Origin of the sequence: Rhodopseudomonas pseudopalustris, assembly GCF_900110435.1 — a bacterium.
In the GTDB taxonomy this organism is placed as follows: Bacteria; Pseudomonadota; Alphaproteobacteria; order Rhizobiales; family Xanthobacteraceae; genus Rhodopseudomonas; species Rhodopseudomonas pseudopalustris.
The window spans coordinates 191,470-205,403 of sequence record NZ_FODT01000006.1; the positions used below are offsets into that span (position 1 = coordinate 191,470).

At 64.5% G+C, this 13,934-nt stretch carries 10 protein-coding genes; 6 read left to right on the forward strand and 4 right to left on the reverse strand.

The window, feature by feature from the left end:
• Positions 1–9 precede the first annotated feature (9 nt).
• From BMY71_RS13770 to BMY71_RS13785, 4 genes are all read left to right on the forward strand, one after another.
• Positions 10–2,148 carry a methyl-accepting chemotaxis protein gene (locus BMY71_RS13770; protein ID WP_092684409.1) on the forward strand — a complete coding sequence of 713 codons (2,139 nt, stop codon included), beginning with the start codon at positions 10–12 and terminating at the stop codon, positions 2,146–2,148.
• Positions 2,149–2,337: 189 nt separating this feature from the next.
• Entirely contained in the window at positions 2,338–3,402 is a 1,065-nt protein-coding gene (locus BMY71_RS13775) for an MBL fold metallo-hydrolase (RefSeq protein WP_011501262.1), read from the forward strand.
• Positions 3,403–3,613: 211 nt separating this feature from the next.
• A complete protein-coding gene (gene hemA / locus BMY71_RS13780) occupies positions 3,614–4,843 on the forward strand; it encodes a 5-aminolevulinate synthase (protein WP_011501261.1) in 1,230 nt (409 codons plus the stop codon).
• Positions 4,844–4,975: 132 nt separating this feature from the next.
• Positions 4,976–8,482, forward strand: coding sequence for a PAS domain-containing hybrid sensor histidine kinase/response regulator (locus BMY71_RS13785; protein WP_092684411.1), 3,507 nt, complete (start codon positions 4,976–4,978; stop codon positions 8,480–8,482).
• An 80-nt stretch (positions 8,483–8,562) separates the two neighbouring features.
• Here BMY71_RS13785 and BMY71_RS13790 read toward each other — a convergent pair whose 3' ends face one another.
• A complete protein-coding gene (locus BMY71_RS13790; protein WP_011501259.1) occupies positions 8,563–9,237 on the reverse strand; it encodes a response regulator transcription factor in 675 nt (224 codons plus the stop codon).
• Between the two features lie 315 nt (positions 9,238–9,552).
• Here BMY71_RS13790 and BMY71_RS13795 point away from each other — a divergent pair, with 315 nt between their 5' ends.
• Positions 9,553–11,217, forward strand: coding sequence for an MFS transporter (locus tag BMY71_RS13795; RefSeq protein ID WP_092684413.1), 1,665 nt, complete (start codon positions 9,553–9,555; stop codon positions 11,215–11,217).
• 96 nt (positions 11,218–11,313) lie between these two features.
• Here the strand turns inward: BMY71_RS13795 and BMY71_RS13800 are convergent, their stop codons facing one another.
• From BMY71_RS13800 to BMY71_RS13810, 3 genes are all read right to left on the reverse strand, one after another.
• The gene (locus BMY71_RS13800) at positions 11,314–11,787 is read right to left on the reverse strand and encodes a secondary thiamine-phosphate synthase enzyme YjbQ (RefSeq protein ID WP_011501257.1); all 474 of its coding nucleotides are present in this window, start codon (positions 11,785–11,787) and stop codon (positions 11,314–11,316) included.
• A 45-nt stretch (positions 11,788–11,832) separates the two neighbouring features.
• Entirely contained in the window at positions 11,833–12,423 is a 591-nt protein-coding gene (locus tag BMY71_RS13805; RefSeq protein WP_041805124.1) for a hypothetical protein, read from the reverse strand.
• Between the two features lie 142 nt (positions 12,424–12,565).
• Entirely contained in the window at positions 12,566–13,189 is a 624-nt protein-coding gene (locus tag BMY71_RS13810) for a 2-hydroxychromene-2-carboxylate isomerase (RefSeq protein WP_092684415.1), read from the reverse strand.
• 300 nt (positions 13,190–13,489) lie between these two features.
• On the opposite strand from BMY71_RS13810, the gene BMY71_RS13815 reads away from it, so the two are divergent.
• Positions 13,490–13,876 (forward strand): AtpZ/AtpI family protein, encoded by a 387-nt coding sequence (locus BMY71_RS13815; RefSeq protein WP_011501254.1) that lies wholly within the window; start codon positions 13,490–13,492, stop codon positions 13,874–13,876.
• Positions 13,877–13,934 lie beyond the last annotated feature (58 nt).

Sequence of the window (13,934 nt, forward strand, 5' to 3'; positions counted from 1 at the left end):
GGGGCGGGAATGTTTGGACGGCAGAAGAAGGTCGCGCGCACGGGCGCGCGCAAGCCTCAATTCGGCATTCGCGGCAGCCTGTTCGCTGCCTTTGCGGTGATCGCCGGCATGGCGATTCTGATCAGCGCGGGAGCGGGCGTCAGCCTGCGGGAACTCGGGGCATCGATGTCGGCGCTGAGCGGGCGGGACATCCCCAAGCTCGCCGCCAGCCTGGAACTCGCGGCTGAAAGCCAGCGGCTGGCCAGCCTCGCGCCGATGCTGCTGGCCTCGGCTACGCCGGACCAGCTGAAGGAGCGCGCGGCGCAGATGAAGCAGGCGCAGTCACTCGCCACCCAGAGGCTCGCCGACATTACCAGCTACGGCGCCGACAAAGCGGTGATCGCGGCAATGTCCGAGACCCTCCGCAATATCGACGATACCATCCGCAGCCTCGGCGCCGCCGCGCAGGAACGGCTCGATCTGGCGGGCCAGCACGAGAAGGTCTACGACGCGCTGCGCAGTTTGCATGACGACTTCATCGCCATCGCCAATCCGGCGATGCTGAATGCGCAGATCCAAATGAATGCGGTGCTGGCCTCGGCAAACCTCTCGCAGGACGACGCGATCGAGGCCGGGCGGCGGATCGACCAGCTCGGCAACGTGATTGCGCTCAGCAATCTGGCGGCGTCCAACCTGATGGCGGCGCTGTCGGCCCGCAATTCCGACGCGCTCGAGCCGGTCGAGACCTCGTTCAAGGAGGCTCGGCAGCAGGTCAATTCCAATCTCGAGGGGATGTCCGACAACGAAACCACCGCGGCGATCAAGGCGGCGGCGCAGAAACTGCTGGCGCTGGGCGACGGCAAGACCAGCATCTTCAGGATGCGTCAAAAGGAACTCGACGCCAGCGACTACAGCGACCTGATTCTCGACGAGACCCGCAAGCTCAATGTCGGCCTCGGCATCAGCGTCAAGCAGCTCGTCGACAGCGTTCGCAGCGAGACCTCGGCGGCCGCGGCGCGGGCGCAGCAGCAGATCGCGCTGTCGACCGAGGTGATGATCGGCCTCGGCGCGCTCACTTTGGTCGGTTCGGCGCTGTTTGTCTGGCTTTACGTCGGCCGCAGCATCCTGCGACGGCTCGGCGGACTGCAGCGCTCGATGCAATCGCTTTCGGCCGGCAATCTCGACACCGAAATCGATCGCGGCAACCGCCGGGACGAAATCGCGGTGATGGCGGAAACGCTCGAAGTGTTCCGCGACAGCATGATCAAGGCGCGATCGCTCAGCGAGGAGCAGGACAAGGACCGCACCGCCAAGGCCGAACGGACGGCGCGGATCGAGGGCCGAATCGCCGATTTCGAGGCCAAGGTGCGGGCCGCGATGGAAAAGCTGCAGGCCTCGACCAATTCGATGCAGGAGACCGCGCAAAGCATGGCGGAGACCGCCGAGCGATCGAGCTCGCTGGTCACCGCGGTCGCTTCCGCCGCCGAGGAGACTTCTGTCAACGTCCAGACCGTCGCCTCCGGCACAGATCAGCTGGCGTCGTCGATCAACGAGATCAGCCGGCAGGTCACGACGTCGGCGGAGATCGCCAACAAGGCCGTGCAGGAAGCCGGCACCACCGACACCACGATGCAAGGTCTGGCCGACAATGCCGAGCGCATCAGCGCGGTGATCGACCTGATCCAGAGCATCGCCTCGCAGACCAACCTGCTGGCGCTGAACGCGACCATCGAGGCGGCGCGCGCCGGCGACGCCGGCCGCGGCTTCGCCGTGGTCGCCTCCGAGGTCAAGAGCCTCGCCAGCCAAACCGCGAAGGCGACCGAGGAGATCCGCTCGCAGATCGTCGCAATGCAGGGCGTCACCAACTCGGCGGTGGGGGCGATCCGCAACATCAGCCAGACCATCACGTCGATCAACGAGGTGACCACCGCGATCACCGCGGCGGTGGAAGAACAGGGCGCGGCGACCCGCGAAATCGCCCGCAACATCCAGCAGGCCGCGGGCGGCACCAGCGAGGTCTCCGGCAACATCGTCGGCGTCAGCGCCGCCTCGACACAGGCCGGTTCGGCGGCGTCCGAAGTGCTCGCGGCATCCGGCGCGCTGCGCGGCGAGGCCGACCTGCTGCGCGGCGAGATCGACGCATTTCTGGTCAATATCCGCGCCGCCTGATCCTGGTGTCGCGGAGACAGCTGGCGGCGTGCGCGCCACCGGCTGTTGTTTGCGCTTGCCTTGCAATTTGCGCATGGCAGCGCGCCATCCCCGCGGCAGAGCTGTGATGTCCGCAGACGGCTCCGGCGGTTTTTCGACTGGCGCTGCCGGCGCTGTCCCGCTAAGTCGAGAGAGGGAGCCTGCAAAAAAATGCATAAGAAAAACGACGCCGTCGACAAACCCCACGACGATTTGCGCTTTCCGCTGGAGAGCCACCCCGGCCCGCACGAGGCTGTCGAGATCGCGCCCGGCGTATTGTGGCTGCGGCTTAAACTGCCGTTCCGCCTCAACCATGTGAACATCTATCTGCTCGCCGATGGTGACGGCTGGGCCATGGTCGATACCGGCTTCGGCAACGACACCACGATCGCGGCGTGGGAGACGCTGTTCGACGGCGCGCTCAAAGGCTTCAGCATCAGCCGGGTGATCGTGACCCACGCTCACCCCGACCATTTCGGCCAGGCCGGCTGGCTCGTTCAGCGTTTCCGCTGTCCGTTTTACATGTCGCAGATCGAGTATCTGCAGGGCGTCTACCATCAAAACCGCCGCACAGAGGAGCGCCTCGTCAATTCGCGCGAATTCTTCCACCGCCACGGCATGGACGAGACGATCACCGCGCAATTGCTCGGCCGCGGGCAGGACTATCTGAAACGCACGGTGCCGCTGCCGGCGGCGTATCGCCGGCTCACCAAGGGCGACGATATTCAGATCGGCGCGCGAAGCTTTCGCATCATCACCGGCGCCGGCCACTCGCCGGATCAGGTGATGCTGTACTGCGCCGCAGACAAACTGTTTCTGTCGGCCGATCAGGTGCTGAGCAAGATCTCTCCGAATGTCAGCGTCTGGGCCCACGAACCGGACGAAAACGCGCTCGGCTCGTATCTGACATCGCTCGCCGAGCTGGCGACGATCCTGCCCGACGACGTGCTGGTGCTGCCCGGTCACGGCCTGCCGTTCTACGGCGTCAAGACCCGCATCAAGCAACTCGCCGATCACCACGAGGAACGCTGCGACATGATCGCGGACGCCTGCCGCGACGCGGCGATGAGTTCCGCAGAACTGGTGCCGGTGGTATTCCACAAACACGTACTGGATGCACATCAGACCGGCTTCGCCGCCGGCGAACTGATCGCGCATGTGAACTACATGCTTGTGAAGAAGCGCCTGCAGATCGTCGACAGCTCCGACGGCATCCTGCGCTTCAAGGCCGGTTAACCTTTGCGGCGCAGCCGCGCCGCAAAACCACCGTGCTCAGTTAATGCATTGATCTTCATCAAGCTTTGACCTGCATCGAGAGCGGCTCGGCACGCTTGCGGAGCAGCCCCTTGGTCAAATTGCGCCTCGACATCGCGGATGGAAGAGTTCTAATACCAAGGCTGCTCAGGGCAGCCTCCTGACTCATGTTGTTGGATTCCGGATCATCGCGATGCAATACAACAAATTCTTCGAAGACGCTGTCGCCCGCTTGCACGACGAGCGCCGTTATCGCGTTTTCGCCGATCTCGAGCGGATCGCCGGTCGATTTCCCTACGCCGTCTGGCACTCGCAGACTGGTCCTCGCGATGTCGTGATCTGGTGCTCGAACGACTACCTCGGCATGGGTCAGCACCCGAAAGTCGTCGGTGCGATGGTCGAGACCACCACCCGGATCGGCACCGGCGCCGGCGGCACCCGCAACATCGCGGGCACGCACCATCCGCTGGTCCAGCTCGAGGCGGAAATCGCCGACCTGCATGGCAAGGAAGCGGCGCTGCTGTTCACGTCGGGCTACGTGTCCAACCAGACCGGCCTGTCGACGCTCGGCAAGCTGATCCCGAACTGCCTGATCCTGTCGGACGCGCTCAACCACAATTCGATGATCGAGGGCATCCGCCAGTCCGGCTGCGAGCGCGTGGTGTGGCGCCACAACGATACCGCGCATCTCGAAGAGCTGCTGATCGCCGCCGGTCCGGACCGGCCGAAGCTGATCGCGTTCGAGAGCCTTTATTCGATGGACGGCGACATCGCGCCGCTTTCGAAGATCTGCGATCTCGCCGAGAAGTACAACGCGATGACCTACTGCGACGAAGTCCACGCCGTCGGCATGTACGGGCCCCGCGGCGCCGGTGTCGCGGAGCGCGACGGCGTGATGCATCGTATCGACATCATGGAAGCGACGCTGGCCAAGGCATTTGGCTGCCTCGGCGGCTACATCGCCGGCAAGGCCGAGGTGATCGACGCCGTGCGCTCCTACGCGCCGGGCTTCATCTTCACCACCGCGCTGCCGCCGCCGATCTGTGCCGCCGCGACCGCCGCGATCAAGCACCTCAAATCTTCGTCGTGGGAGCGTGAGCGCCACCAGGACCGCGCCGCGCGGGTCAAGGCCGTGCTCAACAACGCCGGCATCCCTGTGATGCCGACCGACACCCACATCGTGCCGGTGTTCGTCGGCGATGCCGAGAAGTGCAAGAAAGCATCCGACCTGCTGCTGGAACAGCACGGCATCTATATCCAGCCAATCAACTATCCGACCGTCGCACGCGGCCTCGAGCGGCTGCGGATCACGCCGTCGCCGTATCATGACGACAAGCTGATCGACGCGCTGGCGGAAGCGCTGGTGCAGGTCTGGGGCCAGCTCGGCCTGCCGCTCGGCGCCAAGGCGATCGCGGCGGAGTAGTCCGCGCGGAGCCGCGCCCGGCGACTGATTTTCGGCAAGGACGCCACGCAACAGGGTAAGATCTCTGTCGCGTGGCGATAGCTTTGTCGCTAGAAAACCGCCGGCGCATGGCGCGCGAGGAGTATCACCGCGATGCTGCACGATTGGGGCGTGATCGCAGCCGCGCTCGCCTATATCGGTTTCCTGTTCTACATCGCGAGTTTCGGCGACCGGCTGTCGCAACGCCAGCGCGAGCGGGCCGGCGGCCTGATCTATCCGCTGTCGCTGGCGATCTATTGCACCTCCTGGACTTTCTTCGGCTCGGTCGGCTCCGCCAGCCGCACCAGCGCCGACTTCCTCGCGATCTATGTCGGCCCGATCCTGCTGATCGGGGTCTGCACGCCGTTGTTGCGCCGCGTGATCAGCCTGGCGAAATCCCAGAACATCACCTCGATCGCCGACTTCATCGCGGCGCGCTACGGCAAGAGCCAGCGGGTCGCGGCGACGGTGGCGATCATCGCGATTATCGGCTCGGTGCCTTACATCGCGCTTCAACTCAAGGCAGTGGCGTCGTCGCTGCAGACCATCCTCGGCGAAGATCACAAAATTGCGAACATTCCGATCGTCGGCGACATCGCTCTGATCGTCGCGATGGCGATGGCGCTGTTCGCAGTGCTGTTCGGCACCCGCCGGACCCGTGCGACCGAGCACCAGCACGGCCTGATGCTGGCGATCGCGACCGAGTCGATCGTCAAGCTGGTGGCCTTTCTCGCTGCCGGTCTCTTCGTCACCTTCTGGATGTTCACCCCGGCCGATCTGATCGAGCACGCGAGGAAGATGCCGGAAGCGGTGCGCGCGCTCGATTCGTCGCCCTCCCTGACCACCTTCGTGACGATGACGGTGCTGTCGTTCTGCGCTTTTCTGATGCTGCCGCGGCAGTTCTATGTCGGCGTGGTCGAGAACACCAACGACGCCGAGGTCAGCCGCGCCCGCTGGATGTTCCCTCTCTATTTGATCGCGATCAATCTGTTCGTGATCCCGATCGCGCTGGCGGGGCTGGTTACCTTTCCATTCGGCGCGGTCGACAGCGACATGTTCGTGCTGGCGCTGCCGATCCAGGCCAATGCGACGCTGCTCAGCGTCGGAGTGTTCATCGGCGGCCTGTCGGCGGCGACCGCAATGGTGATTGTCGAATGCGTGGCGCTGGCGGTGATGGTGTCGAACGATCTGGTGATGCCGCTGGTGCTGACCCGCCGGGGCGCGCCGCGCAACGATCAGCGCAGCTTCGGCGATTTCCTGCTGATGGTGCGGCGGGTGGCGATCTTCGTCATCATGATTCTCGCTTATCTTTACTATCGTGCGCTCGGCAACACCCAGCTCGCTGCGATCGGCCTGTTGTCGTTCGCGGCGATCGCACAGTTTGCGCCCGCGTTCTTCGGCGGCCTGATCTGGCGGCGCGCCACCGCGGCGGGCGCGATCGGCGGTATGTTGATCGGATTCGCGACCTGGGCCTACACGCTGTTCATCCCGAGTTTCATGGAGAGCAGCACCGCGGGGCTGATGCTGTTGCAGAGCGGCCCTTGGGGGATCGAGGCGCTGCGCCCGCGGGCGCTGTTCGGCGCCGAGCTGCCGCCGCTGGTGCACGGCGTGGCGTGGAGCCTGTCGCTCAATCTGCTCGCCTATGTGGCGCTGTCGCTGCTGAGCAAGCCGTCGTCGATCGACCGGCTGCAGGCCGAAGTGTTCGTGCCGGCGCTGACGCCGATGACGCCGGCGTTCCGGCGCTGGCGCACCACGGTCACCGTGCAGGACATCCTCGGCGCGGTGGGACAGTATCTCGGCCCGGAGCGGGCGCGGGAATCGTTTCGCGCGTTCGCAATCAGCCGCCGGCTGACGCTCGATCCATCTGCCCCCGCCGATTTCGAGCTACTGAAGCATGCCGAGCACCTGATCGCGTCCTCGATCGGCGCGGCTTCGTCGCGGCTGGTGCTGTCGCTGCTGCTGCGCAAGCGCACGGTGTCGGCAGAAGCCGCACTGAAGCTGCTCGATGATTCCCACGCCGCCTTGCATTTCAACCGCGAGATCCTGCAGACCGCGCTCAACCACGTCCGCCAGGGTATCGCCGTCTTCAATCCAAACCTGCAGTTGATCTGCTCCAACCGTCAGTTCGGCGAGATCCTCGGACTGCCCCCGCACATCATCCAGATCGGGATTCCGCTGATCGAGATTCTCGAGTTCCTGTCGAGTACCGGCACCAATCAGACCGACGCCGAGGCGCAGACCCAGATGCGGCTGGCCTCCTACACCACCGAGGGCGAGCCATTCCTGGAGCGGCTGCAGGACCGGCATTTAGTGATCGAGGTGCGCGCTAACCGGATGCCGGATGGCGGGCTGGTGATCACCTTCTCCGACGTCACCCCGAGCTTCGAGGCGGCCGAAGCGCTGGAGCGGGCCAACGCGACTTTGGAGAGGCGGGTCCGCGAACGCACCGAGGAACTGACCCGGCTGAACTCGCAGCTCGCATTGGCGAAGAGCACCGCCGAGGAAGCCAACATCTCGAAGACCCGCTTCCTCGCGGCGGCAAGCCACGACATCCTGCAGCCGCTCAATGCGGCGCGGCTCTATGCCACCAGCCTGGTCGAACGTCAGAACGGCGGCGAGGATTCGCGGCTGGTCGAGAACATCGATGAATCGCTGGAGGCGATCGAGGAGATCATCGGCGCCCTGCTCGATATTTCGCGGCTGGACGCCGGCGCGATGACGCCGTCGCTGACGAATTTCGTCGTCGGCGACCTGATGCGCTCGCTGGAGATCGAATTCTCGCCGGCCGCGCGCGCCAAGGGGTTGAAGCTCACCTTCGTCCCATGCTCGCTGCCGGTGCGGTCGGACCGCCTGATGCTGCGTCGGCTGATGCAGAATCTGATCTCCAACGCGATCAAGTACACGCCTCAGGGCCGCGTTCTGGTCGGCTGCCGCCGTCAGGGCGAGTCGCTGAAGGTCGCGATCTACGACACCGGCGTCGGCGTGCCGATCCTCAAGCGCGGCGAGGTCTTCAAGGAGTTCCACCGGCTCGAGCAGGGGGCGCGGATCGCCCGTGGATTGGGATTGGGACTGTCGATCGTCGAGCGGCTGGCCCGCGTGCTGAACCACAGCATCGCGCTCGACGCCAACCGCGGCGGCGGTTCGGTGTTCTCCGTGACGGTGCCGATCGCCGCCGTCGCCAACCACACCACCGCGGTGACCAGCGCGACGCCGCTGTCGCGAGCGTCGATGAGCGGCAGCCTCGTGGTGTGTATCGAGAACGATCCGGCGATCCTCGACGGCATGAAGACGCTGCTGACGACCTGGGACGCCACCGTCATCGCGGCCGCCGATCTGGAAGCCGCGATCAGGGCCATCGAGGCGGCGGGCCGGCGCATTACCGGGCTTCTGGTCGATTACCACCTCGATCGCGGCAACGGCATCGCGGCGATCCGCGACATCCGCCAGCGCTTCGGCGCCAGCATCCCGGCGATCCTGATCACTGCCGACCGCAGCCCCGGCGTCCGCGCCGCGGCGCGGCAGGAGGAGATCGCGGTGCTGAACAAGCCGGTGAAGGCGGCGTCACTGCGGGCGCTGCTCAACCAATGGCACGCCCAGCAGGCGGTAACCGCGGCCGAATAAAAAAAGCGCCGGATTCACCAGCGCTTTTCAATGATCCGATGAGCAGCCCGGTCGCTGGTCGTTACGCCACCGGCTCGTCGTTATGCCACCGGCTCGTCCTGGCGCCACTGGTTGCCGGAAATTTTCGCCGCGGCGATCACCGCCTGGGTCCGGCTCTCGACGCCGAGCTTCTGCAGGATCGCCGAGACATGCGCCTTGATGGTGGCTTCCGAGACGCCGAGCTCATAGGCGATCTGCTTGTTGAGCAGCCCTTCGGACAGCATCATCAGCACCCGCACCTGCTGCGGCGTCAGCGTCACCAGCCGGTCGCGCAGCTTGCTGGTCTCGGGATCGGCGGCCGCCGACAGGTCGACATCCGGCGGAACCCAGACGTCGCCGTCCAGAACCTGCAGGATCGCCTCGCCCAGCTTCTCGACTCCGAAGCGCTTCGGCACGAAACCGGAGGCTCCGAAATCCAGCGAACGGCGGATCGTCTCGACGTCGTCGCTGGCCGAGACCACAACCACCGGGATCGCCGGGTATTGAGCTCGCAGGTAGATCAGCCCGGAAAACCCGCTGATCCCCGGCATTTTCAGATCGAGCAGGACGAGGTCGACATCGCCGTCCCGCTCGAGCATCGCGGTGAGGTCCTCGAACGAGCCGGCTTCACCGACCTTGGCGCCGGGAACGACACTCGAGACCGCCAACCGCAAGGCGTCGCGGAACAACGGGTGGTCGTCGGCAATGATCAGATGCGTGCTGACGGGCGTGCTCATGATGTCCCTTGTGCGCAAGCTAGAATCAAACAGTCCCGCATTCTGGCCCGCGGTCCGCAGGTCGGATGAAGTGTCGCTCTAATGTCCGGCGACTGGCAAGGCGTCTTCGGCTGCCTTCGCGTACCATCCTGCTCTTTCCCGCCACGCAAAACATTGAGCAAGCGCAAGAACGTAGCAAGAACGTGGGCCGAAAGTCGTAATGCCGGACATCATTGTCAATGTTAGCTTGGTAATTAACGGACTGTGCCCGGAATGGATATTCCGCAGCGCGGCAAGAAAAAACCAAGTTTTCAAGCCAGAGGGAGGTAATCGCCTATGTCCACCTATGCCGCGACGCAGGTGCGGTCCAGCGGAATGACGAAGGACGAACGTTTCGTCATTGTCGCATCGTCGCTCGGTACCGTTTTTGAGTGGTACGATTTCTATCTGTACGGATCGCTCGCAGCCATTATCGGCGCGCAATTCTTCAGTGCCTATCCGCCTGCGACGCGCGACATCTTCGCGCTTCTGGCCTTCGCCGCCGGCTTTCTCGTGCGCCCGTTCGGCGCCATCGTGTTCGGTCGTGTCGGCGACATCGTCGGGCGTAAATACACCTTCCTCGTCACCATTCTGATCATGGGCCTGTCGACGTTCATCGTCGGCCTGCTGCCCAATGCGGCGACGATCGGCATCGCGGCGCCGATCATCCTGATCGGTCTGCGCCTGCTGCAGGGTCTCGCGCTCGGCGGTGAATATGGCGGCGCGGCGACCTATGTGGCCGAGCACGCACCTCCCGGCAAACGCGGCTACTACACGTCGTTCATCCAGACCACGGCAACACTCGGACTATTCCTGTCGCTGATGGTGATCCTGTTCACCCGCACGATTCTCGGCGAAGCCGCGTTCGCGGATTGGGGCTGGCGTGTTCCGTTCCTGGTGTCGGTCGTGCTGCTCGGCGTTTCGGTCTGGATCCGGCTGCGGCTGAACGAATCTCCCGTGTTCCAGAAGATGAAGGACGAGGGCAAGAGCTCGAAGGCGCCGTTGACCGAAGCCTTTGCGAACTGGGGCAACGCCAAGATCGTGCTGATCGCGCTGTTCGGCGCCGTGATGGGTCAGGGCGTGGTCTGGTACACTGGCCAGTTCTACGCGCTGTTCTTCCTGCAATCGATCCTGAAGGTCGACGGCTACACCTCGAACCTGCTGATCGCCTGGTCGCTGCTGCTCGGCACCTTCTTCTTCATCGTGTTCGGTTGGTTGTCCGACAAGATCGGCCGCAAGCCGATCATCCTCACCGGCTGCGCGATCGCTGCGCTGTCGTTCTTCCCGATCTTCAAGGCGATCACCTCCAACGCCAACCCGGCGCTGGAAAGGGCCATCGAGACCGTCAAGGTCGAGGTGGTGTCGGATCCCGCGCTGTGCGGCGACCTGTTCAACCCGGTCGGCACCCGCGTCTTCACCGCCCCGTGCGACACCGCCCGCGCCTACCTGTCGCAATCCTCGGTCAAGTACTCGACCACCAACGGCCCGGCCGGCTCCGGCGTGAAGGTGCTCGTGAACGGCACGGAAGTGCCCTACACCGACGCCAAAACGTCCAATCCGCAGGTGCTGGCGACGATCCAGGCGGCCGGCTATCCGAAGGCGGGAAATCCGGAAATCATCAAGATGTCGAACCCGTTCGACATCTTCCGCCCGCAAGTGATGGCGGTGATCGGGCTGCTGTTCGTCCTGGTGCTGTTCGTCACCATGGTTTACGGGCCGATCGCGGCGATGCTGGTCGAACTATTCCCGACCCGCATCCGCTACACCTCGATGTCGCTGCCCTACCACATCGGCAACGGCTGGTTCGGCGGCCTGCTGCCCGCGACCGCCTTCGCGATCGTGGCCTCGACCGGCGATATCTACGCCGGCCTCTGGTACCCGATCATCTTCGCGTCGATCACCGTCGTGATCGGCCTGATCTTCCTGCCAGAGACCAAACACGTCGATATCAGCAAAACCTGACGTCTTCCGGTCCGGCGCCCGCGCGCCGGACCATCCTGCCAAAGCGAAACGGCCGCGGAGCGATCCGCGGCCGTTTTGTCTGTTGATCCGATGAGATCAGCGCGTGCCGCCGAGAAACTGCAGCACTACCTCGCGGCGATGCGGGCGGCGGCGATGCTCGATCAGATAGACGCCTTGCCAGGTCCCGAGCGCGAGCCGGCCCTGCAGCACCGGGATCTGCAGCGAGGTCGCGGTCAGCATCGATTTCACATGCGCCGGCATATCGTCCGGCCCCTCGGTATCGTGCGTCCAGCCGACGCTCTCGGGCGCCAACCGGTTCAGCACCGTGGCGAGATCGGCGAGCACCGTGGGGTCGGCGTTTTCCTGGATCGTCAGCGACGCCGAGGTGTGGCGGACGAACAGCGTCAGCGCGCCATCCTGCGCGTTCGCCTCCGCAATGAACTTCGCCGTCTCGCCGGTGATATCGACGAAGCCCGCGCCGTTGGTCTGCACCGTGAGCAGGGACGACGCGACATGGGTCACGGCAGCCGCGGTGATCGGGGCGCGGCTGAGCGCGCGGGACGACATCATGCGAAACTTCACTCCGCTCGGTAACGCTTTGCAGGCCGGGCGCGCTCAGGTCTTGCCGTCGCCGGTGGTTTCTCGCTGAATCCGGTTGGCGATCTCGATCAGTCGCCGCCAGGCGCGCTCGATGAAGCCCATCACCCGGTCGACGTCCTGATCGCTCGGCAGCGGGATCTCCAGCTTGCGCTGGCCATCCTTGGTGATGACTTCCGGCGTCGCCATCTTGTCGCTCTTCGGCATCGATTCTTCGATCTTGCCGGAGACGGTCGGGCCACGCTGCGCGAGCTGCGCCTTGAGGCTGTCGTTCTCGACCTTGAGCGCGTCGGCATCCTTCTTCAGCCGATCGTTGTCGCCCTGCAGCCGGCCGATCTCGGCGTCGAACGCCGCGCGTTCATCCGCGATCACGTAGCAGGCCCAGCCATTGCCCTTGTCGCTGCAGGTGGAGACCTTGCCGGTGCGGGTGTCGAGCCGCATCACGCCTTCCGCGCTCGGCGTGAAGGTGTAGCGGCCGTTCTCGCTGTCCGGCAACGACTGCGCCAAAGCGCCGCCGCCGCAAAGCGCGACCATCACGGGCAGCGCCGCGAGCCGGAGCAGGCGCGACGCGGGGCGGGCGGAGATGGCATCGAGGGTGGCAAGGGTCATCGGAGTACTCCCGCAGGCGGATGGTGCCCCCTTAATCCGGATGATTGATCTTCGAATCGTCATCCCGCTCCAGGTCCTTGTTTGAGCATGATCTTTTCCGAAAACCGGCGGCCACTTTTCGGGATCATACCCTATATGGGATTCAACGCGGCGGACGGTACGGGCCGCGGCCGGATTTCAAGGCGTCGGCCAGCAGTTCGATTCGGTCCTGCCCCCAGAACACCTCGCCATCGAGCACGTAAGCCGGCGAGCCGAACACGTCGGCCGCCATCGCGTCCTGCCGATTCTGCTCATAGGCATCGCGGGTCTGGTCAGACGCCGCATGCGCCACCAGCTTTTCGCCCGGTAGGCCGGCGTCGTCAGCGAGCGTGATCAGCACCGCAGGGTCGGCAAGGTCGAGTTCGCGCTCCCACACCCCCGCATAGGCCTGCTGCAAATATAGCTCCGGATCGAGCCCGGCCGCGACCGCAGCCAGCACGACACCGTCGGCGAGACGGGCGTCGAACGGCCAGTGCTTCGGCCATAGTTTGAAATCCAGCCCGCGCTTCTCGCGCCAGCGCTGCAGCTCGACCAGCCGATAACGCTGCCGCGCCGGATGGCGCTTGGCGAGCGGCAGGCCGCCGGTCTCGGAGAACAGCCCGGTCAACAGCACCGGCTTGTAATTGACTGCGAGATCATGGGCTTCGACGAGCCGCCTGAACGCCTGATGGCCGATATAGGCCCAGGGCGACTGGAACGAGAAATAATAGTCGATCTGACGCGACATGCGCACTCCGGCTGATGGAAGATCGAGAGGACCTTTGCGAGCAAGTCGCCGAAATCGGGCGCATCCGATCAGAGGCCATCAACCGGTGCAAGCCGGAACGTCGGCGCATCCCGCTATTGCACTGCGGACAAGTTATCGCAGCGAGTCGCAAATCCCCAATAAAATCAACCAGAACAATGCGCTAGAGGACTGCGAGCGAATCTTGACTTGCCGTTATGCCATCAGTATGGTCCGCGCGGCTTTTGAGGGTCACGGGGCGTTATTTTCATCATCTGCGGCACCGTTTCGGGTCTCCACGATATGGCGGACGACACGCACGAGGGCGGCAAACAGACTGATGAAAGTCGCGGCAATACGCCCGATGAAGCTGCGCTTTCCGCAAGGCTCGGAAGTCTGGATCAACGGTTGTCCAAAATTGAGGGCGGCCGGAAAATCGGGACTGACCTGTCCGGGGACGAGCAGGACACGGCTCAGGCCAAGGCATCCGCCATGGCCATCGGGCTTCGCCTCTCCTCCGAACTGGTTGCCGGCATCCTCGGCGGAGCGGCTCTCGGCTGGGGTTTCGATCGTTTGCTGTCGACTTCGCCCTGGGGCCTTATCGTGTTTTCACTGCTGGGCTTTACCGCCGGCGTGATCAATGTGATGAGAGCCGCGGGTGTGATGGCGAAGCAGTCCGAGCGGCTCTGACGCGGGTTCCGAAGTGCAACTGATCGCCGACACCCGCGCAAGTTCGCGAAACCGATAG